The following is a 21692-nucleotide window of genomic DNA, read 5'->3' as shown; positions in this document are numbered from 1 at the left end:
GAGCCCCTCGGAAGACCACGGTAGACAGTGACGCCAGGGCAGCAACGATCGGGATCCTGGTCGTCTCATCGTGGAGGCTATGATTGCCCGAACAGCGCGATCAGGGCGTGGATCACGCTCGCCCCGCCCACCGGTGCAACGAAGAGTAGCACCACATTCAGTCCAATGATCCAGACGACCGCCCGCTCTTGTGCCTTGGTCATCGGGGGCTTGCGTGAAGGCGGCTCCCAAGCCGGTTCTCGCGGCGGCTTCCAACCCTCGTCCACGAACATCAGCGGCCTCATCGCCGACTCAAATCGCATCACCGCATGGCCGGCACAGCGATAGTAGAGCGGAGTAAAGAGATGAGGCAATCGCCTGCGTTGCGAGATGGAAGGCGTCAGGGTCGGTCTGAACTCCGCCAGTCGACAAGCTAAGCAGACCTCGAAGGACTCTCGGCACAGACATCGATCCAGATCGTCTCACCCGATGCCTTCCACGCTGGGCTCGGCCTGCCGGATCGTCATTGCCGCCTGTGCTGGAACGTCACAGCTGAATTTTGCGTTTCCTTCAGCGTGCACCGCGCCAGACTCAGGGAGAAACGCATGAAAGCCTTGACGCTTGCCCTCGCCGGGGCATTGCTCCTCGGATCGCCCGCCCTCGCTGCGGAAGGTGGCTCCGGAACCACGAAGTCCGGCACGATGAACAACACCGGGCCGAATGATGCGGGAGCCGGTTCATCGCCGGGAGCCGCCGGGAGCGGCCCCTCCACGGGAGACAAGAGCCGCTCAGGCACGTCGAACAGCACGGGCGCCAATGATGCCGGTTCGGGGTCGTCTCCGGGAGCATCGGGCAAAGGTACCAGCGCGCCGACCCGCTGACGTCACTGAGGGCGGATCAGGCCTGGGTCTCATGCGATCCAGGCCTCTCGTCGCCCGCCTCGCTACCATCGAACGAGGGGGTGCTTCCGGGTCGGCCGGGAGCACCCTTTGTCATTCTCAGAAGCCGAACCGCACGTAGGGGCGGGGTGCGTAAGCGTAGGGCCGAGGAGCATAGGCGTAAGGACGGTAATAGGGCCGGTAATACGGGCGATAGCCGTAACCATAGCCATAAACCGGCACGGGGCGGGGCGCGTAGTAGCCGAACGCGCGGGATGTGGCCTTGCACCCGAACGCGGAGGGGTAATAGCCGTAACCGCACCCGCCGGCAGCCTCGGCCGTGGTGGTTGTGGCGGCAGACATCGTCAGGCCACCAATGACGGCGGCAAGGAGGCCATAAGTCTTGACGTGCTTCATGACACAAACTCCGGATCGCGTCCCCTCGGGATTAAAGCTTCACCGCGGGGCGTGCTGCATCAAGACACCCGATCGCTGAACAAATTCTGACATTTTCGCCGCCTGCACCTCCCTACCGTACGAGGGACCTTGAGCGCGCGATTTCGTGATTGAGAAAGGGTGACCGGGGAGCTTTCGCGAGGGCGTACCGTTCCTGCTAGCCAAGGACGGGATTGACGCGGTCCCCGAATGAGGTCTCCTCACCCCAAACCTCTCCGTTGCGATTGCAGACCGGAAGCCAGCCATGACAGACCTCAAGACCCTGCGCGACGTTTCCGGCCTGAGCCCGGTGCCGGCCCGGCTTCGATCCTCCGCCCTGGTGATGATCGATCTGCAGAACACCTATCGCGAAGGCATCATGCGCCTGGAAGAGGTGGAGCCCGCCATCCGCGCGGCACGCGAACTCCTCGACCGCGCACGGGAGGCCGGCATCCCGATCTTTCACATCCAGCACGATGCCGGACCCGGCTCGCCCTACGATATCGCCGCCACGATCGGCAGGATCAGTGACGAGGTCGCGCCACGAGACGGCGAGAGGGTCATCGTCAAGAACTATCCTAATTCCTTCGTCGGTACGGATCTGCAGAAGCACCTCGAAGCGACGGGTATGAAATCGGTTCTGCTCGCCGGTTTCATGACGCATATGTGCATCAACTCCACGGCGCGCGGCGCTTTCAACTTGGGATTCAGCCCGACGGTCGTGGCTTCCACCACCGCGACCCGCGCCTTGCCCGGTCCCGACGGTCAGGTGGTGCCCGCGAATTCGCTTCAGGCCGCGAGCCTCGCGACGCTCGGGGATCTCTTCGCCGTGATCGCGCCTCGGGTCAGCGATATCGCGGAATGACTCGCGTGAGTGACACTCAATGGACCTCGGGAACGTGTGCGGCGCAGCATCGTTCGGGTTCTGAAGCAGGAGCGCGAATCATGAAAATCGATACCGTCGCGGATCTCGTCGTCGAAACCCTCCAGCAGGTGGGGGTACGACGGATCTACGGTGTCGTCGGCGACAGCCTCAACGCCATGACCGAGTCGATCCGGGCGAGGGGCGTCATCGACTGGGTGCATATGCGCCACGAAGAGGTCGGCGCCTTCGCGGCCGGCGCGGAAAGTCAGATCACCGGGGAGTTGGCTGTCTGTGCGGGCTCCTGCGGGCCAGGCCATGTCCATCTCATCAACGGCCTGTTCGATTGCCATCGAACCCGGACTCCCGTCCTGGCCATCGCCGCACATATCCCCTCGGCAGAGATCGGATCCGGCTACTTCCAGGAGACAGACGCGAAGGCCTTGTTCGCCCAGTGCAGCCACTATTGCGAGCTCGTCTCCGATCCGTCCCAGCTCCCGTTCGTCCTGGAGAATGCCATCCGTGCCGCGGTGGGCGAGCGTGGTGTCGCCGTGGTGATCATTCCCGGCGACGTCGCGTTGAAGGATGCGCCGGCCCGCGCCATTGCTCCCAATGCCGGCCTCCTGCCGGCGAAGCCGACGATCCGTCCCGCCGAAGCCGAGCTCAACGCGCTGGCCGAACTCCTCTACGGCTCGTCGAAGATCACACTGCTCTGCGGCCGGGGATGCGCCGGCGCCCATGCCGAATTGCTGCAGCTCGCTGAAGCTCTCAAGAGCCCCATCGTCCATGCCCTCGGTGGCAAGGAATTCGTGGAATACGACAATCCCTACGATGTCGGAATGACCGGCCTCATCGGGTTCTCGTCCGGCTATGCGGCGATGCGCGACTGCGACACGCTGCTGATGTTGGGCACCGACTTTCCCTACAAGCAATTCTATCCCGCGAATGCCAAGGTGGCGCAGGTCGATCTACGGTCGAACCAGCTCGGCCGGCGGACGAAGCTCGATCTCGGTCTCGTCGGCGACGTACGGGATACGATCACGGCGCTCCTGCCGAAGCTCGGCGTCAAGTCCGACCGCACCTGGCTCGATGCCAGCCTGAAACACTACGCCAAGGCGCGCGAGGACCTCGACGATCTCGCCACCGGCGCGCCGACCAAGGGCTGGTTCGGCCTGAAATCGGCCAAGGCCCCGATCCATCCGCAATATCTGACCAAGCTCGTGAGCGAAGCGGCGGCGGATGACACGATCTTCACGGCCGATGTCGGTACGCCGACGATCTGGGCGGCGCGCTACCTGAAGATGAATGGCAAGCGCCGGCTTCTCGGATCGTGGGTGCATGGCTCCATGGCGAACGCCATGGCGCAGGGCATCGGCGCACAGGCGGCCTCTCCCGGCCGGCAGGTCGTTTCCTTGTCGGGCGATGGCGGTTTCTCGATGCTGATGGGCGATCTCCTGACACTGCGGCAGGAGAAGCTGCCGTTGAAGATCGTGATCTACAACAACGGCTCCCTCGGCTTCGTCGAAATGGAGATGAAGGCCGCAGGCTATCTCGAAACCGGCGTCGCGCTCGAAAACCCCGATTTCGCCGCGATGGCCCGGGCGGTCGGGCTCCACGCGGTGCGGGTAGAAGACCCGGCCGAACTGGAGGGCGCGATCCGGAACGTGCTCGCCTATGACGGTCCGGCCGTACTCGACGTGGTGGTCAACCGTCAGGAACTCTCGATCCCACCGAAGATCGACGGACAGCAGGTGAAGGGCTTCAGCCTTTACGTGCTGCGTGCGGTGATGAGCGGCCGCGGGGATTCGGTTCTCGATCTCGCTAAGACGAACATCATCCGGTAGCTGAAGCATTGCTTCGAAGGTATCCAGACCGAGCCGTGATGCGGCCTCCAGGCTCAACGGTGGCCGCATCCTCGGACAAAAGATTGGTTTGGCAGCGGGGCCGGGAAGCGCAAGCCGGCCTTAACAACAGGATCCTTGCAGCTGCGGCGGGCGTAATCCTTGCACGGTCTTCCGAAACGGAGGAAGGAGCTTCCATGCGCTACATGCTCGGCTGCAGTCTGTCTTATAACATACTGTCGGACACGACGTTTATCTTCAATATCGAGGTCGCTCGACTGAAGAGCCTTGAGATTCTCAGCGAGACGCTGATTCTCAAGCCCGACCTGAAGCGGGAAATCTACATCTCGCCCGATCTGCAAAACCGATATCTCGGGGTGAACGTCCCCGCCGGCCAGTTCTCGCTGGAATACAACGCCGAGGTCGAGCTCACCGTCCATCGGGCCGATCCGGCCACGATCAACGAAACGCCGATCTCGCAGCTTCCCCTCGACATCCTGCCGTTCCTGCTGCCCAGCCGCTTCGTCTCGTCCGACCGGCTGACGCCCTTCGCGCAGGCCGAGTTCGGGGCGATGCCCAAGGGGCACCAGCGCGTCAATGCGATCTGCAACTGGATTCACGATCATCTCACCTACCAGCCCGGCACCAGCGACGGCGAGACGACCGCCGATGAGAGCCTGCTCAAGCGCGCCGGCGTGTGCCGCGATTTCGCGCATATCGGGACGGCCTTCTGCCGAGCCCTGGGCATCCCCGCCCGATTCGTGAGCTGCTACGCCCACGGGCTCGTGCCGAGCGATTTCCACGCTGTGTTCGAGGCCTATCTCGACGGCCGCTGGTGGCTGTTCGACGCCACCCGTCAGGCCGATCTCGACGGTCTCGTCCGCATCGGCGTCGGCCGGGATGCGGCGGAGATCGCCTTCTCGACGCCCTACGGCAACATGCAGCCGGTCAACCAGCAAATCCGTATCGCGCGCTCCGACGGCCTCGGCAGCCCGCCCCAGCGCACGGTCGACGCAATCTCGACGGAATTGCCCGCGCCGCATGCGGGAGCGGCCTGAACGTCCGGGTGACGGGATGCCGTGTCCCGTCGCCCGATTTCGGCACCTACGCGCGTCGTCGGCACATGGGTCGGGCCGACAAAGGCGATCGATTCGGTGCCCTGACCTCATGTCGGGGTGGTTCGTCCACACCTCCGTCTTGGATAAGACCGTCTACCAGACGGCCGATGTATGAGATTTCAGTCTAAGCAAGACTTTACGATCTATGATATGCCTCTTTCGGGATAAGATAGACTATCGAATGAGGCACGATGCCAGCCATCCTCCAGACAAAGGGAATGACATTCGATGCATATCGAATGTCTTTTCGGGCAATGCGCTCGCTTCGGCGCGAAACCGGCGCTATGATCGCGATTGCTATCACGCAATTTGTGTTGATCAGTTTTGCAGGAAGATCATTTGACAGTCCTTTCATATCGCTGGGTGGACTATTTTACTTAGCTTTATCAATCATATACATTCCTTATTTATTAGAAATCTATCGCTATTGCTTGGACCTTGAACGCTTAAGCATTGAAAACTTGCTCGCTCAGGCGATCCGGGCAAAATATTTTCTCGTCTATGAGATAGGATGGCAGCTGATCACATCCCTATGGGGAGAAGCCCAGAAAACCGACTCGCTGCCGCTTATGCTATCGATATTTATCGGCGCGGGCGGCCTCTTGTTATGGCTTAGGATACGCTTGGTCGTCTTGGGACTGATCCTTGCAGTGCCAAGCCTGAACGTCACCGCCAAAGACGCGTTTCGGGCAACGGAAGGTCGGGCGTGGGACATCTTCTTTATCGCTTTTCGAGCAAGCTTGCCCCTCGTCGTGATCATGGTTGCGGTCATCATTTCGGTTTCCATCGCAATCGGCCCGCTCTCGGATGAAAATCGATCTCTACAGATCGTCCTTTTTCAGATTGTTTTCTTGCCTATAGGGTTCATCGGCTTGGTTCTGCGCACGGTCGTGGAAGTGCAGATTTTCCAACGGCTCGGACTTCCCAGCCGCCAACATGAGGTAGAATGACCGCCCGGTCGTATGGCTCGATTTTCGCGACGACGATGCAGGAGCGTTAAAAAATGACCTATCGCCACATCGTCGGCCCCAAGACCCATATCTTTGCCGATCTCGCCGCGCTGATGGCCAAGGCGACGCCGCTGAGATCCGGCGACCGGCTCGCCGGCATCGCGGCGGAATCGGCGGAGGAGGGGATGGCCGCCCGCTGGTGCCTGTCCGAGGTGCCGCTGTCGGAGATCCTGGCCAAACCCCTCATTCCCTACGAGGAGGACGACGTCACCCGCCTCATCCTCGACACGCATGATGAAGTGGCCTTCAAGGAGATCGCCCATCTCACCGTCGGCGATTTCCGCGAGTTCCTGATCAAGGCGTCCTCCGAGACCCTGACCCGGATCTCGCCCGGCATCACGCCGGAGATCGCCGCCGCGGTCTCGAAGATCATGCGGCATCAGGACCTAATCCTGGTGGCCCGCAAATGCCGGGTGGTGACGAAGTTCCGCAACACGATTGGCCTGCCCGGCCGGCTTTCCGTCCGTCTCCAGCCCAACCATCCCACCGACGATGCCGCCGGCATCACCGCCGCCATCGTCGACGGGCTGTCCTATGGCTGCGGCGATGCGGTGATCGGCCTCAATCCGGCCTCCGATTCCGTCTCCACCCTGAGCGGCTTGCTCCACCTCTTCGACGACCTGATCCAGCGCCTCGCGATCCCCACGCAGGGCTGCATCCTCACCCATGTCACCACCACGCTGGAGGCGATGAACCGCGGCCTGCCGGTGGATCTCGTGTTCCAGTCGATCGCGGGCACGCAGAAGGCCAATGCCAGTTTTGGCGTCACCCTGCCGATCCTGAAGGAGGCGCACGAGGCGGCCCTTGCCCTGAAGCGCGGCACGGTGGGCGACAATTGCATGTATTTCGAGACCGGGCAGGGCTCGGCACTCTCGGCCAATGCCCATCACGGCATCGACCAGCAGACCCTGGAGGCACGGGCCTACGCCGTCGCGCGTCCGTTCCGGCCGCTCCTCGTTAACACCGTGGTGGGCTTCATCGGGCCGGAATATCTCTATGACGGCCGGGAGATCATCCGGGCCGGATTGGAGGACCATTTCTGCGGCAAGCTCATGGGCCTGCCGCTCGGCTGCGACGTTTGCTACACCAACCATGCCGAAGCCGACCAGAACGACATGGACACGCTCCTGACCTTGCTGGGAGCGGCCGGCTGCACGTTCGTCATGGGCATTCCCGGTGCCGACGACGTGATGCTCAACTACCAATCCACCTCGTTCCACGATTCACTCTACGTGCGCGAGGTGCTCGGCCTGAAACGCGCGCCGGAATTCGAGGCTTGGCTCGAACAGATCGGCCTGACCGATGCGGAGGGCGCACTCCTGCCCGAGGGACCGAGCGCCCGCCTCATCGCGGCGGCTCCCGGCCTGTCCGCCCAGAAGGGGATTGCCGCATGAGCGCCGAGGACACCTCCGAAGATCCCTGGGCCAGATTGAGCCGCCTGACGCCGGCGCGGATCGGTCTCGGGCGCGCCGGAACCGGCATGCCCACCATCGAGGTGCTGCGCTTCGGGCTCGCCCATGCACAGGCGCGGGATGCCGTCCACACGCCAATGGATACCGCAGAGGTCGCCTCCGGGATCGAGGCACGCGGCTATCCCACCCTCATCCTTGCTTCGGCGGCGCCGGATCGCGCCACCTATCTGCGTCGCCCCGACCTCGGCCGCACCCTGGGCGAGGAGAGCGCGAAGGCCCTTGCCGAGCGGCCCACCGAGCCAGCGGACCTCGCCATCGTCGTGGCGGACGGCCTGTCAGCCAGGGCAGTGCACGAGGGTGCGGCCGGCTTCCTCGCCGCCTTCAAGCCGCATATCGACAGGGCCGGGTGGACGCTGGCTCCCATCGTAGTGGCGACGCAGGGGCGCGTCGCCCTCGGCGACGGGATCGGCGCGGCGCTGAAGGCTCGCGCCGTCGCCGTCCTCATCGGCGAGCGGCCGGGCCTGTCCTCGCCCGACAGTCTCGGGATCTATCTGACTCTGGACCCGCGCGTCGGTCGTTCGGATGCCGAGCGCAACTGCATCTCGAACGTCCGCCCCGCCGGGCTCTCCCATGAGCTCGCGGCGTTCAAACTCGACTGGCTTCTGCGCGAGGCGTTCGTGCGCGGAATCACCGGCGTGAACCTCAAGGATGGCAGCGGGCCAGACCTGGAGCCGCCGCCGCGTCAGCAGGCGATCGGGGACGGAAGCGACACCGCATCCGTCGCCTGACGGAGCATTGTTCGAGGTCGACGGCAGTCGAGCCGAGAAGTGTGGAGCCCTGTGACTGGAATGGGCACACCTCAGTCGGACGCGCTTTCAGTCGACCGAGTGGATACACCTTTCGCTAAAGCGCGATTCTGAGCACAGCTCGTGGGCGCGGCCGATGGCGATTTGCCTATACCCTGCCGGGGTGAGGCAAAGAGCAGTTGTCCTCACTCTCTTACTTCGCGCATAGCCGAGCCTCGACGCTGCGCCGGCTGCGATAGCTATTCGCGAGGGTCGAACGGGTCACCGTGTTCTCACCGGACACCGCTGCCTGTCCCCGGTCCCGGGAAGAAGCGTGGCTGTGGCGGGGTCGCAACACCGCGAAAGCATCCCGACTTCGCCTTGGGAGACGCCCTCATTCGCCGCGATCCCGCCATAAACCGGGACCACCTCAACATCCGCGGTAAACGACAGTTTCCCCAACGCTTTACCGCTGAATTCCGAGACTGCGCTTCACGGTGTCGAACGACGCTTCGCCGGCGTCGCCTGTCATCGCGTTGAGAAACGACAGCCGGGCTTCACCTGTAGCGGCTGAGACGGGGCCGAGAGAGACGATGGACGTGCGTACCACAGACAAGTCGAAGCTTCCGAGCCGTCACGTCACGGAAGGTCCCGAGCGGGCTCCGCACCGGTCGTATCTCTACGCGATGGGTCTCACCAAGGAACAGATTCACCAGCCGCTGGTCGGCGTAGCCTCGTGCTGGAACGAAGCGGCGCCTTGCAACATCTCGCTGATGCGCCAGGCGCAGGCCGTGAAGAAGGGCGTCTCCGCCGCCAACGGCACGCCGCGCGAATTCTGCACCATCACGGTCACCGACGGCATCGCCATGGGCCATGCCGGCATGCGCGCCTCTCTGCCTTCGCGCGAGGTCATCGCCGACTCGGTCGAGTTGACCATGCGCGGCCATGCCTATGACGCCCTCGTGGGCCTTGCCGGCTGCGACAAGTCCCTGCCGGGCATGATGATGGCCATGGTGCGCCTCAACGTGCCGTCGATCTTCATCTATGGCGGCTCGATCCTGCCGGGCTCGTTCCGCGGCAAGCCCGTCACGGTACAGGACCTGTTCGAGGCGGTGGGCAAGCACGCCGTCGGCGACATGAGCCTCGACGATCTCGACGAGCTGGAGCAGGTCGCCTGTCCCTCGGCCGGGGCTTGCGGCGCGCAGTTCACCGCCAACACCATGGCAACGGTCTCCGAGGCCATCGGCCTCGCGCTGCCGTATTCGGCCGGCGCCCCGGCCCCTTACGAAATCCGCGACAGATTCTGCATGACCGCGGGCGAGAAGGTGATGGAGCTCATCGCCAAGAACATCCGCCCGCGCGACATCGTCACCCGCAAGAGTCTTGAGAACGCGGCCGCCGCCGTCGCGGCTTCCGGCGGCTCCACCAACGCGGCCCTGCACCTGCCGGCGATCGCGCATGAATGCGGCATCAAGTTCGACCTGTTCGACGTCGCCGAGATCTTCAAGCGCACGCCTTACATCGCCGACCTGAAGCCGGGCGGACGCTACGTTGCCAAGGACATGTTCGAGGTCGGCGGCATCCCGCTGCTGATCAAGACGCTCCTCGACCACGGCTTCATCCACGGCGACTGCATGACCGTGACCGGCCGCACCATCGCCGAGAACATGGAGAAGGTCGCCTGGAACCCGGACCAGGACGTGGTCCGGCCCGCCAATGCGCCCATCACCGTCACCGGAGGCGTGGTCGGCCTGCGCGGCAACCTCGCACCGCAGGGCGCCATCGTGAAGGTCGCCGGCATGTCGGAAGACAAGCAGGTCTTCACCGGCCCGGCCCGCGTGTTCGACGGCGAAGAGGCCTGTTTCGAGGCAGTCCAGAAGCGCACCTACAAGGAGGGCGAGGTTCTCGTCATCCGCTACGAAGGCCCGAAGGGCGGCCCCGGCATGCGCGAGATGCTCTCGACCACCGCCGCGCTCTACGGCCAGGGCATGGGCGACAAGGTCGCCCTCATCACCGACGGACGCTTCTCCGGCGCGACGCGCGGTTTCTGCGTCGGCCATGTCGGCCCGGAAGCCGCCGTGGGCGGGCCGATCGGCCTAATCCGCGATGGGGACATGATCACCCTCGATGCGATCAAGGGCACGCTCGACGTGGCCGTGACCGACGAGGAATTCGCCAAGCGGCGGGCGGAATGGACGCCGCGGACCAACACCGCGACCTCCGGCTATCTCTGGAAATACATGCAGACCGTCGGTCCCGCAGTGGACGGCGCCGTCACCCATCCCGGGGGCGCCGAGGAGATTCAAACCTATGCGGATGTCTAGGACTGACCTTCGCCGGCCCGTGCGGCCGGCAGGGGCCGATCCCGGTCGCGCCGCACGTCGGGTGAGGCGGATGGGAGCGGCCCTCGCGCTGCTCCTCGCCGGCGCCACCTCGGCGCTGGCGCTGGATCCCGCCGCGCGTACGCCCGTGCCTGCCACGGGCGGTTACCGCACGGCGCGCGAAGCCCTGCGCTCGGGCGTCCGTGACTACAATGCCGGCGACAAGGAAGGGGCCGCGCGCGCCCTCGAATACGCCGCCGGCCAGGGCCACGCCCTTGCCTTGTGGAAGCTCGGCCGGATGTATGCCGAGGGCGACGGCGTGCCCCATGACGACCTGAAGGCTTTCGAGTTCTTCTCGCGCATCGCCGACGACAACACCGATGACGGGCCGGACACCCAGAATTCAGGCGTCGTCGCCAGCGCCTTCACGGCGCTCGGCACGTATTTCCTCGACGGGATCAAGGGCACTTACGTGCGCCCGAACCCGGAGCGGGCCTACGACATGTTCAATTATGCGGCGTCGTATTTCGGCGACCCGAACGCCCAGTACAATCTCGCGCGCCTCTACCTCGAGGGGACCGGCGTGGATGCCGACCCGCGTCAGGCCGCGCGCTGGTTCAATCTCGCGGCCGAGAAGGGCCATGCTCCGGCCCAGGCCCTGCTGGGCAACCTTCTGATGAACGGGCAGGGCGTTCCGGCACAGCGGGCCCGTGGCTTGATGTGGCTGTCGCTGGCCCGGGAATCGGCCCAAGGGCGCAAGGACGACTGGATCGTCACCCTGTCCGACAAGGCATGGGCCACCGCCTCGGAAGAAGAGAAGGCCCAGGCTCAGGCCCAGGCCCTCCAGGCTCAGTCGCAGGTCACCGGATCGTCCCGGCGCCGTCGCTAGAGCTGCACCCGACCACGTTGGGTCGGGGCACATCTCTAGGCCTTTGTTTTACCGCGCTCTTTTTCGCCGAACCGGCATCCACTTCGGCGGAGAGCGCTCTAGGCGATCCGGGAAGGGAGCGACAGCCGGCTCCCGGCAGGCTCATTTCGTCCGCGCCGCGATCGCCGTGACGAAGGACGGACGCGACAGCGTCGCGTCGATATAGGACGCGAGCTTCGGCCAGCGGCCGGCATCGACCGGCTCCTTGGCGAGACGCAGGTTATGAAACGTCGTCGCCACCGAGATGTCGGCGATGCTGAACGCGTCACCTACAAGGTACGGGCCGTCGATCTGGCTCTCCAGGTAATCGTAGAGTTTCGGGAACTCGTCCGTCACCGCCTTCACCGCCACGGCCTCGTCGCCGGGCTTACCCATCAGGACAGGCTTCACGACACGCTCGGCGAAGGGCTTGATCAGCACCGCGAACAACTCGGTATCGCCGAACTTGTCGAACCAGACGGCGCGCGCGCGGTCCTTCGGCGCCTGTGGCCACAGGACCGGGCTCGGATACTTGGCCTCGATATAGGCCGAGATCGCCGACGAATCGGCCAGCCGAAAGCCGTCATCCTCGAAAGCCGGAATCTTACCGAGAGGGCTGCAGGCCTGGAACGCCTCGTCCGGCGCGTGGAAGAACACCGGAACGTGCTCGAACGTGATGTTCTTCTCGGCGAGGGTGACGAGAATCTTGCGGACGAAGGGCGAATAGCTCGTGCCGTAGAGAATCATGCGAAGGGAAGGCCTGTTGGATCGGGGAGGGTGAGGCGGGCCGCGATGGCCCGTGCCTCGGGTGACCTCAGATAGGGCCCGGATCCCGTTCGATCACCCCATGCACGGCATAGCCGCCGAAACGCTGCGCCACGCGTGCCCGCCGTCGGGAAAGGCGCGCCACATCGGCGAGGGCGTCGGCGAGTCCCTGTCGCGGGGTGACGTGAAACCCAGCGAGCCATCGGTTGAGCAGCCATCTCGCCGGCTGCGGCAGACCGCCCTGATCCCCGAAATCGACGATGTGCAGAGAACCGTCCGGAGCGAGGTGACCGGCCGCCTCGGCGAGGACGGCGCGCCAGGGCGGGATCATCGACAGGGCGTAGGAGATCACGATCCGGTCGAAGACCGCCTCCCCGAACAGGGCGGCCGGATCGAAGGCCGTGGCATCGCCACGGGCGAGGCGGATGCGGTGGGCGAGGCCCGCGCGGGCGGTGGCGCGCCCCGCTGTCGCCAGCATCTCGGTCGAAACATCGAGGCCAAAGCATCGGGCATCCGGGTAGGTTCGCGCGATGCGCACGAGGTTGCGCCCGGTGCCGCACCCGATCTCCAGCACGCTCCCCCCGGCGGGAAGCCGGAGATCCGCGACCATGCCGTCTCGGCCGAGGAGGTAGAACTTCCGGCTCGCATCGTAGATGTGCCGCTGGTAGCGGTACATCCGGTCCATCAGCCGCGCCGCCTCGCTCATGAAGAGGCCAGACGGTAGAGGTGGAACGCCCCATAGATCGACGACCGGTCCTGCTCGCCGAGTCGACGGCTCTCCTCCTCGGCATAGTCCCAGGCGCCGAGGATGGAATCCGGGACCCGGCCGGGCAGCCGACGCTCGTCCGCTGCCGTCCGGAAGATCACGCGGGCGCCAGGCCGAGCCGCGCGGGTGATCTGGGTCCACAGGTCGGTGAGGTCGGCATCCGTCATCCAATCCTGCGCATCGAGAAGGATGACGGCATCGACGCTGGCGGCCGGGCTCTCCCGCAGGAATTCGGTCATCGATTGCTGGCGGAAGTCGAGGCGGCCGGCGCGCTCGCGTAGAGCCGCGTGGTTCCCGGCCTGGAGATAGGGCGGCAGCGATGCGTCGGGCGCGGTGTCGTAGGCCCGGCCGAAGGCCTGCCAGGCGAAGTAGTTGGATCGGATCGGGAAGCCGCAGGCGAGCCGCTCCAGACGGTGGCGCAAGACGGCCGCCATCCCGCCGGGGCCATCGCCCGCCAGAGCCACGTATTGCGCGGGCGGGATGCCGAGGCCGTAGAGCGAGGCCGGCTGGCGGATGAGCCAGCGGATGAAGGCCTTCTCGAAGAGCGGGGCCAGTTCTTTCTCGAAGATCGTCCGCTGTTCGGCGAGGTCCCGCGCCTTCAGAACGGCACTGAGATCGCAGCCGTAGCGGCGGGCCAGCCAATGGCCCGCGCCGATGAAACGCCCGAGCAGGCCGTAGCGGTAGAAGCCTCGCTCGAAGGCCGAGATGCGACGCCCGCCATCGAGACGCCGCGTCTCCCAATAGGCCCGGGACGTGGCGTCGAGATGCGGCCGGATGATCTCGTCATAGGCGGCCACGTTCTCGGGCCGGGCGGGGCGGCCGAAGAAGCCGAAGTACGCGGCATGGTCGGGCAGGTGCCGGAGGGCGGCGAGTTTCAGCCTCCCCAGGGCCACATGGGCGCCGTTGAGGTCGACGGCGCTGATCCGTGCCGGGTTGGCCGTGAGGTAGGAGAGCGCGTTGCAGCCCCCCGAGGCGATGGTGACGACGTGGTCCTCCGGCCGCAGCCGGAGCGCCGCCATGTCCACCACCGGGTCTTCCCAGATCTGCGGATAGACCAACCCGCTGAAGGCCGCCGTGAACAGGCGTTCCGATACTCCCGCCTTCGAGAAGGCCCGGTTGCGATGGACGGCCTGAGTGAGACCCAGATTCGTCTCGCGGCGGATGGCCCGTGCTGCGCGCGTCATGAACGGTCTCACGTCGCTGGTTGGCGTGAACGATTCCAGGGCCGTTACGGCATGTGCATGACCGCCCGGTGACGGAGGATCGTCTCCGAACGGGTCCGATGAGAGATCATTCCTTTACCCGGGGCAGTCGCGCCCAGAACGTCGCTAGCTCAGCCCTCGAACTCGGGCCTCGGATCAGCGCGGTCGCAGCTCGATCGTCACCGGCACGTGGTCGGAGGGCTTTTCCAGGCCACGCAGATGCTTCTGCACGGAAGCCGAGACCAGACGGTCGGCGGCCTGGGGCGAGAGCAGCAGGTGGTCGATGCGGATTCCCTGGTTCCGCTGCCAGCAGCCGGCCTGGTAATCCCAGAACGTGTAGAGGCCCGGCCGAGGGTCGCAGGCGCGCAGGGCCTCGGTGAATCCTTCGGCGAGGAGGGCGCGGAAGGCGGAACGAGTCTCGGGCAGGAACAGCGCGTCGTTCACCCAGGCGCTCGCATCCGCCGCGTCCTCGGGCTCGGGAATCACGTTGTAATCGCCCGCCAGGACCAGGGCCTGCTCGTCCGCCAGGAGCGCGCGGGCGTGCGCCCTCAGCCGCTCCATGAAGCCGAGCTTGTAGGTGTATTTCGGTCCCGGCGTCGGATTGCCGTTGGGCAGGTAGATCGAGGCCACCCGGACGGGGGCCACATCCTCTCCCGAGATCAGCGCCTCGATGTAGCGGGATTGCTCGTCGGTCTCGTCGCCGGGCAGGCCACGGCGGATCTCGCTCATGGTGAGCGGCGCCCGCACCAGCAGGGCCACGCCGTTATAGGCCTTCTGTCCCAGCGTCTCGACGGCGTAGCCCGCCGCCTCGATCTCGGCGCGGGGAAAGCCCTCGTCCTGGCATTTCAGCTCCTGCAGGCAGACCACGTCGGGCTTGGCCTCGTCGAGGAAGCCGACGAGATGGCCGACCCGCTGCTTGATCGAATTGACGTTCCAGGTGGCGATCCGCATGGGCTCTGAGATCCGGTCGGAGAGGGCCGCCCGTCATCGGGCCTTCGCGTCGGGCTGGCAAGGTATGCGCACACGAGGAAGACCGGATGTCCGACGGCTGGTTCGCACCGATCCGGGCCTATTGCGAGCGCGGGGATGCGGGCTTCTGGGCCGAGCCGCTGAACGCCGCCTCCAACGCCGCCTTCCTCGTTGCAGCGTTCCTGGCTTTTCGCCTCGCCGGCTCCGGCCCGAGACGAGACCGAGCGGCGACGGCGCTGGCCGGGCTCGTCGCCCTCGTCGGCATCGGGTCCAGGCTGTGTGAAAACGTGCTGATCTGATAGGGTAAATTCCGATCTTGGAGGTCGGGATGAAGCGCTTCATCGCAGGTGAGGATCGTCAGCAGATCACGCTGCTTCCCGATTGCCTGGACGACTATATCACCGCCGACAATCCGGTTCGCCTCGTCGAAGTGTTCGTCGATGAGCTCGATCTGACGGCACTCGGCTTTGCAGGCGCGGTGCCGGAGGCGACCGGCCGTCCGGCCTATCACCCGGCGACGCTGCTCAAGATCTACCTCTACGGCTACCTCAACCGTGTCCCGTCGAGCCGTCGGCTCGAACGCGAGAGCCAGCGCAACGTCGAGCTGATTTGGCTGACCGGTCGGCTGATGCCCGACTTCAAGACGCTGGCCGACTTCCGCAAGGACAACGGTTCTGCCATCCAGGCCGCTTGCGCGCAGTTCGTGGTGCTGTGCCGGCGGCTGAACCTGTTCAGCAAGGCCGTCGTCGCGGTCGACGGCAGCAAGTTCAAGGCGGTCAACAACCGCGACAAGAACTTCACCGCCGCCAAGGTCGAAGCCCGGATGGCGCAGGTCGAGACGAGCATCGGCCGTTACCTCGCGGCGCTGGACCGGGCTGACCGCGAGCCGAGCGACATCGCCGAGGCGCGCACGACGCGGCTCAAGGAGAAGATCGCGGGCTTACGCGAGCAGATGCAGGTTCTCCAGGCGAGAGGCCGGCAGGTCGAGGCTGCGCCCGATCGCCAGATCTCGCTGACCGATCCCGATGCGCGCTCCATGCCGACCAGCGGCAAAGGCACCGGCATGGTCGGCTACAACGTCCAGGCGGCCGTGGATGCCGAGCATCACTTGATCGTCGCCCATACGGTGACCAACATCGGCAATGATCGGACCCAACTCGCGCCGATGGGGCTTCTGGCGCAGGCAGCGACAGGATGCGACACGCTTACGGTGCTGGCCGACCGGGGCTACCTCAACGGCGAGCAGGTCCTGGCCTGCGAGGGGACCGGCGTGCTGCCCTGCGTGCCAAAGACCCTGACCTCGGGCCATGCCAAGCGTGGCCTCTTCACGGGACAGGACTTCGTCTACGACGCCGAAAACGATCACTACACCTGTCCCGCCGGCCAGCACCTGACCAAGGGGCCGGCCCGGTCCGATCGCCGGGCCGAGGGCGACGAGATGGACCACTACCGCAACCTGACGGCCTGTCTCGATTGCGCGCTCAAGCCCCGCTGCACGCCGGCGGAGACGCGGCGTGTCAAACGCTGGGTGCACGAGGGCGTCCTCGACGCAATGCAGGCGCGGCTCGACCGAATGCCAGACGCGATGAAGATCCGTCGCCAGACCGTCGAGCACCCATTCGGCACGCTGAAGGCCTGGATGGGAGCGACCCACTTCCTGACCCGGACCTTGGCCAGGGTCAGAACAGAGATGAGCCTGCAGGTTCTGGCCTACAACATGAAGCGGATGATCCAGATGTTCGGGGTCGGTCCGCTGATGGCGGCGATCCGAGCCTGAAGGCCACCACTTCGCTCGGCGACACTCTCAGGACATTCGCCTTGAACCTGAGGGATCTGCGTTCTCACACAGCCTCGGTCGTTCCTGTTCCACACCGTCGCCGTCCGCTGGGCGATGCTCGCCGACGTCATCCCCATTGCCCTCTTCATCTACGCCTATTTCTTTCTCGCCCTTCGACGGCTCCTCGGGCTCACCCTCGTTCCGGCGATCCTGGCGACCCTCGGCTTTGCCGGCTTCGCTGCCGGGCTGGAACCGGCCCTCGACGCGCTCACGGGCCAATCCGTCGACCGCTTGAGCAACGGCTCCATCGCCTACGCCCCCGCCATCCTGACCCTCGTCGGCGTCGCCGTCGGCTTGCTGATGCCCCAGACATGCTCCCTCGGCCCGGCACGGAGCCGCGCCGGCCTCTCGCTCCTCGCCATCGCCGCGCTGTTCGCCCTCTCCCTGACCTTCCGCACCCTGGACGCCGCCCTCTGCCCGAGCCTGCCGATCGGCACCCATTTCCTCTGGCATTGCCTCAACGCCGCCGTCCTGTACGGCCTCATCGCCACGGCGTGGCGCTTCGAGGCGACGGTGAACGATCGGCGTTCCGCGCCCTGAGGAGGGCGGCTCCGTCGTTCTCCGATCGGCCCGCTCGACGCCGCGTCGCGAGAAGCCACGGGTTTTCTTGCACCCCACAGGTTTTCTTGCACCCCACAGGGATTCGTTGCAGAAGAGCCGGCCGTTCGAAGGAGCGGTGTCACGCACAGGCTCGAACGACGGGTTGCCCGCGCTCGGCCGAGCGAAGTCAAATACGGATCGCGTCCATGTCACAGAGCCTCCGCCTCGGCGTCGCCGGTCTCGGCACCGTCGGCGCTTCCGTCGTCCGGATGGTGGCTCGCCGCGCCGAAGCCATCACCGCCGCCACGGGCCGGGCGGTGCGCGTCACCGCCGTCTCCTCGCGCGACAAGACCCGCGACCGCGGCCTCGATCTCTCCGGCGTGACCTGGTTCGACGATCCCGTCGCCTTGGCCTCCTCGGGCGAGGTCGATTGCGTGGTGGAGCTCATCGGCGGCTCGGAAGGCCCGGCCAAGGCGACGGTGGAAGCTGCCATCGCCGCCGGGAAGCACGTGGTCACCGCCAACAAGGCGCTGCTGGCCCATCACGGCGCGGCCCTGTCGAAAGCCGCCGAGGCCAAGGGCGTGACCCTCGCCTACGAGGCTTCCGTCGCCGGCGGCATCCCCGTCATCAAGGCCCTGCGCGAGGGGCTCACCGGCAATGCCGTGTCGCGTGTCTACGGAATCATGAACGGCACCTGCAACTACATCCTCACCCGGATGGAGCGGGAGGGCCTGACCTTCGAGGCCTGCCTCAAGGATGCGCAGGCTCTTGGCTATGCCGAGGCCGATCCGACCTTCGACGTCGAGGGGTTCGACACCGCCCATAAGCTCGCCATTCTCGTCAGCCTCGCTTTCGGTGTGGAGATCGACGCCGAGGGCGTCTCGGTGGAGGGCATTTCGGCGATCCAGCCCCTGGATCTCACCATGGCCGAGGAACTCGGCTACCGGATCAAGCTGCTCGGCGTCGCGCAGGTGGCCGAGGGCGGCATCGAGCAGCGCGTCCACCCGACCATGGTGCCGAAATCCTCCGCCATCGCCCAGGTGATGGGTGTCACCAACGCCGTGACCATCGATGCGGATGCGGTGGGCGAGCTGACGCTGATCGGCCCAGGAGCCGGCGGCGAGGCGACCGCTTCCGCGGTGGTGGCGGATATCGCCGACATCGCGGCCGGCGTCGCGCGGCCGACCTTCGGACGCCCCGCCATGAGCCTCGCGCCGTCCGAGCGGGTGGCGATGCAGCGGCATGAGGGCGGCTACTACATCCGCCTCACCGTGCATGACCGGCCCGGCGTCGCGGCGGGTGTCGCCACGCGGATGGCCGAGCGTGACATCTCCATCGAAAGCATCCTGCAGCGGCGCTCGGAGAGCGCCGCCACCAAGGACCCGCATGGCCGCTCCGGCCAGCCGGTGCCCCTGGTGCTGATCACCTACGCGGCCACGGAAGGCACCATCCGCGCGGCGCTCGACGCCATCGCGGCGGATGGACTCCTTGCCGAAGCGCCGCAATTGATCAGGATCGAACGCGAATAAGAAGGCCGCCCATCGCGGCCCAGACACGACAAGGGACGGGACCAGGATGGCGGACGAAACGATTGGGCAGACGGGACATCCGGTCACCCGCACGCTGAGCCTCGAACTGGCGCGCGTGACCGAGCGCGCCGCCATCGCCGCCGCCCGGCTTCGCGGCCAGGGACGCGAGAAGGAGGCCGACCAGGCCGCCGTCGACGCCATGCGGCGCGAGCTCAACCTCCTGCCGATCAACGGCACGGTGGTCATCGGCGAAGGTGAGCGCGACGAAGCGCCGATGCTCTACATCGGAGAGCAACTCGGCACCGGGGCCGGGCCGAAGGTGGACATCGCCGTCGATCCGCTGGAGGGGACGACCCTCTGCGCCAAGGACATGCCCGGCGCCATCGCGGTGATGGCGCTCGCCGAGCACGGGTCGCTGCTCGCCGCGCCCGACGTCTACATGCAGAAGATCGCCATCGGCCCCGGCTATCCCCAGGGCCTCGTCGATCTCGATGCCAGCCCGGCCGACAACATCGCGGCGCTCGCCCGCCACAAGGGCTGCGCCCCCTCCGAAATCACCGCCATCATCCTCGACAGGCCGCGCCATATGGGCCTGGTCGCCGCCGTGCGCGAGACCGGTGCCGGCATCCGCCTGATCTCGGACGGCGACATCGCGGGCATCATCCACACGACGAGCCCGGACGAGACCGGAGCCGACATCTATCTCGGCATCGGCGCGGCACCCGAGGGCGTCATCGCCGCCGGTGTCCTGCGCTGCATCGGCGGGCATATGCAGGGCCGTCTGATCCTCGACAGCCACGACAAGCGCGAGCGCGCGGCCCGGATGGGCATCAGCGATCCGAACCGCAAATACGAGCTCGCCGACATGGCGCGCGGCGACGTGATCGTGGCCGCGACCGGCGTCACCGACGGGGCGCTCCTGCAGGGCGTGCGGTTCAAGACCGGCATGATCGTGACGGAGACGGTGGTCTACCGTTCGTCCACCGGCACCGTCCGCCGCATCGTCGGCGAGCATCGCCGCCCCGAGCGGTTCGAAGCGTGACCGCCGTGCCGGACCTCGCGATCCGCGCCGTCCGGCCCGACGAGCGCGAGGCCTGGGAGGGGTTGTGGTCGGGCTATCTCGACTTCTACCGCGCCTCGATCCCGCCGGAGACCCGCGACCTGACCTGGTCGCGGATCCACGATCCCCTCGTGCCCATCCATGCCCTCGTGGCCGAGGATGAGGGCGTCCTGGTGGGGCTCGTCCATTACATCTTCCACGCCTCGGCCTGGACCCGTGGACCGTACTGCTACCTGCAGGACCTGTTCACGGCGCCGTCCTCCCGGGGCAGGGGGATCGCCCGCGCCCTGATCAAGCGGGTGATGGTCGAGGCCAGTAACGCCAGGGCCGACCGCGTCCACTGGCTGACGATGGAAGACAACGCACCGGCCCGCGCCTTGTACGATACGCTCGCCGACCGGTCGGGCTTCATCCAGTACCGGCGGATCTTGCCGCCGGGCTGAACGGACGACATGATGGTCGAAAGTCGGCATCGGGTTTGCGCCACGACCACCCGAAGCGGAAGGAGAGCGGAAGTCCGCTTCGAGAAAGCGGGCGCCCTGTGGGGGCCAGCCCTCGATCCGGCTCCGTCTCGTTCGTCTATGCAGTGCTTCCCAGGGGTTCCGTTGCCTCGGCAAACCGGAGGTTTGTCGGCGTCCGCCAGGCAGCCTCGACAGCGCGTCGCTCAATGCGTTCACCGGTCAACGGGATCGACGTATCGACCATGTCGACGGAGAAATCGGCAGCCCAGACTGCGCCCGCCCCCTTGAGGAAGAAGCCGAAGAATAGGCTCTCCGCATCATCATCGACGTCAAGCACAACCTTTCGGGACGTCCAAGGGTTATCGCCGAACAACCAGCCGTCACGGTGGTTCTTCAGGTTGTCATAGGCGAACGTCTCACCGGGTGCGCCGCCAACACTCGCCAAAATCGTTGCCCCATGGCTCACACCTTCGCTGCGAAGCTGAGCGCTGACAGCGACCCTCTTTCCACGATACGGCCGTGCGGAAGCAGTCTGCATGTATCCGCCCATAGCCTTCGTGAGATCTATGTAGCGATCCGCGGAAATCTCTGGGATCAGCCGAATCAGAGCGGCCGATCCACCCGGCGCTCCGGCTTCCGCATCCGCACCATGGTCGTAAGCATCAGGGTACGCTGCCCTGAACTCCCAGACCTTGAGATCCTTCACCTTACGTGTCGCCGATGCAGTCATGCTTTTGGCTCGGGCTGTGAGAACGTTCCAGTCCTTGCATCCGAGCTGACGGGCGACGATGTCGAGACACTCGCCATGTGAGATATCGACGTTCTTGGCTCGCATAGCCGTTTCCAGGGCTTTTGCCATGGATTTTGCACTGCCAACGGAAGTCATCTTGCTGATCCCTACCGGATCGGCCGCAACGTCAGTGCTCGCATTGCCGACTGGCCGACCCTGCAAAAGGGATGGCAGACCTCTTGGAGGATGCATTCACCAAACCCAAGAGGGCGCGAGCGGCCGGCT

Annotated in this window: 21 protein-coding genes and 1 pseudogene; 15 read left to right on the top strand and 7 right to left on the bottom strand. The window is 65.8% G+C overall.

Features of this window, described 5'->3' with window-relative positions; translation table 11 throughout:
• Positions 1-77: 77 nt before the first annotated feature.
• Positions 78-203, bottom strand: coding sequence for a hypothetical protein (locus ACYQR9_RS20435; protein ID WP_461227843.1), 126 nt, complete (start codon positions 201-203; stop codon positions 78-80).
• A 381-nt stretch (positions 204-584) separates the two neighbouring features.
• Between ACYQR9_RS20435 and ACYQR9_RS20430 the strand changes: the two genes are divergently transcribed.
• Positions 585-860, top strand: coding sequence for a hypothetical protein (locus ACYQR9_RS20430; protein WP_082470521.1), 276 nt, complete (start codon positions 585-587; stop codon positions 858-860).
• Between the two features lie 117 nt (positions 861-977).
• Here the strand turns inward: ACYQR9_RS20430 and ACYQR9_RS20425 are convergent, their stop codons facing one another.
• Positions 978-1274: a GCG_CRPN prefix-to-repeats domain-containing protein gene (locus ACYQR9_RS20425; RefSeq protein ID WP_311274015.1), complete on the bottom strand. Its 297-nt coding sequence runs from the start codon at positions 1272-1274 to the stop codon at positions 978-980.
• A gap of 283 nt (positions 1275-1557) precedes the next feature.
• On the opposite strand from ACYQR9_RS20425, the gene ACYQR9_RS20420 reads away from it, so the two are divergent.
• The 8 genes from ACYQR9_RS20420 (at position 1558) to ACYQR9_RS20385 (ending at position 11530) form a co-directional block, all read left to right on the top strand.
• The gene (locus tag ACYQR9_RS20420) at positions 1558-2157 is read left to right on the top strand and encodes a cysteine hydrolase family protein (protein ID WP_461227842.1); all 600 of its coding nucleotides are present in this window, start codon (positions 1558-1560) and stop codon (positions 2155-2157) included.
• An 80-nt stretch (positions 2158-2237) separates the two neighbouring features.
• Positions 2238-3998, top strand: coding sequence for a ubiquinone-dependent pyruvate dehydrogenase (gene poxB, locus ACYQR9_RS20415; protein WP_461227841.1), 1761 nt, complete (start codon positions 2238-2240; stop codon positions 3996-3998).
• A gap of 194 nt (positions 3999-4192) precedes the next feature.
• Positions 4193-5053 (top strand): transglutaminase-like domain-containing protein, encoded by an 861-nt coding sequence (locus ACYQR9_RS20410; protein ID WP_056433694.1) that lies wholly within the window; start codon positions 4193-4195, stop codon positions 5051-5053.
• Positions 5054-5304: 251 nt separating this feature from the next.
• Positions 5305-6063, top strand: coding sequence for a hypothetical protein (locus ACYQR9_RS20405; RefSeq protein WP_461227840.1), 759 nt, complete (start codon positions 5305-5307; stop codon positions 6061-6063).
• A 53-nt stretch (positions 6064-6116) separates the two neighbouring features.
• A complete protein-coding gene (locus tag ACYQR9_RS20400) occupies positions 6117-7517 on the top strand; it encodes an ethanolamine ammonia-lyase subunit EutB (RefSeq protein WP_461227839.1) in 1401 nt (466 codons plus the stop codon).
• A complete protein-coding gene (gene eutC, locus ACYQR9_RS20395) occupies positions 7514-8323 on the top strand; it encodes an ethanolamine ammonia-lyase subunit EutC (protein ID WP_461227838.1) in 810 nt (269 codons plus the stop codon). The genes ACYQR9_RS20400 and eutC overlap by 4 nt, the downstream gene beginning before the upstream one ends.
• A gap of 590 nt (positions 8324-8913) precedes the next feature.
• Positions 8914-10644, top strand: a complete 1731-nt coding sequence (ilvD, locus tag ACYQR9_RS20390) for a dihydroxy-acid dehydratase (protein WP_056433680.1) — start codon at positions 8914-8916, stop codon at positions 10642-10644.
• On the top strand, positions 10631-11530 hold the full coding sequence (locus tag ACYQR9_RS20385) for a tetratricopeptide repeat protein (RefSeq protein WP_056433677.1): 900 nt from the start codon (positions 10631-10633) through the stop codon (positions 11528-11530). Before ilvD ends, ACYQR9_RS20385 begins: the two co-directional genes overlap by 14 nt.
• 141 nt (positions 11531-11671) lie before the next feature.
• Here ACYQR9_RS20385 and ACYQR9_RS20380 read toward each other — a convergent pair whose 3' ends face one another.
• From ACYQR9_RS20380 to xth, 4 genes are all read right to left on the bottom strand, one after another.
• Entirely contained in the window at positions 11672-12295 is a 624-nt protein-coding gene (locus ACYQR9_RS20380; RefSeq protein WP_461227837.1) for a glutathione S-transferase family protein, read from the bottom strand.
• A gap of 67 nt (positions 12296-12362) precedes the next feature.
• Positions 12363-13019: a class I SAM-dependent methyltransferase gene (locus tag ACYQR9_RS20375; protein WP_461227836.1), complete on the bottom strand. Its 657-nt coding sequence runs from the start codon at positions 13017-13019 to the stop codon at positions 12363-12365.
• Complete coding sequence (locus tag ACYQR9_RS20370) at positions 13016-14263, bottom strand: BtaA family protein (protein ID WP_461227835.1); 1248 nt, start codon at positions 14261-14263, stop codon at positions 13016-13018. The genes ACYQR9_RS20375 and ACYQR9_RS20370 overlap by 4 nt, the downstream gene beginning before the upstream one ends.
• 174 nt (positions 14264-14437) lie before the next feature.
• Complete coding sequence (gene xth / locus ACYQR9_RS20365) at positions 14438-15232, bottom strand: exodeoxyribonuclease III (protein ID WP_461227834.1); 795 nt, start codon at positions 15230-15232, stop codon at positions 14438-14440.
• An 86-nt stretch (positions 15233-15318) separates the two neighbouring features.
• Here xth and ACYQR9_RS20360 point away from each other — a divergent pair.
• The 6 genes and pseudogenes from ACYQR9_RS20360 to ACYQR9_RS20335 all read left to right on the top strand — a co-directional run.
• Positions 15319-15528: pseudogene (locus ACYQR9_RS20360) on the top strand (ceramidase domain-containing protein); the annotation flags it as partial.
• Between the two features lie 50 nt (positions 15529-15578).
• A complete protein-coding gene (locus ACYQR9_RS20355) occupies positions 15579-17027 on the top strand; it encodes an IS1182 family transposase (protein WP_461227833.1) in 1449 nt (482 codons plus the stop codon).
• Positions 17028-17141: 114 nt separating this feature from the next.
• Positions 17142-17627 carry a hypothetical protein gene (locus ACYQR9_RS20350; protein WP_461227832.1) on the top strand — a complete coding sequence of 162 codons (486 nt, stop codon included), beginning with the start codon at positions 17142-17144 and terminating at the stop codon, positions 17625-17627.
• A 206-nt stretch (positions 17628-17833) separates the two neighbouring features.
• Entirely contained in the window at positions 17834-19156 is a 1323-nt protein-coding gene (locus tag ACYQR9_RS20345) for a homoserine dehydrogenase (protein ID WP_461227831.1), read from the top strand.
• Positions 19157-19202: 46 nt separating this feature from the next.
• Positions 19203-20198, top strand: coding sequence for a class II fructose-bisphosphatase (glpX, locus tag ACYQR9_RS20340; protein ID WP_056433649.1), 996 nt, complete (start codon positions 19203-19205; stop codon positions 20196-20198).
• Between the two features lie 5 nt (positions 20199-20203).
• A complete protein-coding gene (locus ACYQR9_RS20335; RefSeq protein WP_461229855.1) occupies positions 20204-20659 on the top strand; it encodes a GNAT family N-acetyltransferase in 456 nt (151 codons plus the stop codon).
• A gap of 136 nt (positions 20660-20795) precedes the next feature.
• Here ACYQR9_RS20335 and ACYQR9_RS20330 read toward each other — a convergent pair whose 3' ends face one another.
• Positions 20796-21563, bottom strand: a complete 768-nt coding sequence (locus ACYQR9_RS20330; protein ID WP_207411369.1) for a glyoxalase superfamily protein — start codon at positions 21561-21563, stop codon at positions 20796-20798.
• Positions 21564-21692 lie beyond the last annotated feature (129 nt).

This window comes from Methylobacterium sp. CM6241 (assembly GCF_054817845.1).
This window is presented reverse-complemented; position numbering and strand designations above follow the sequence as displayed.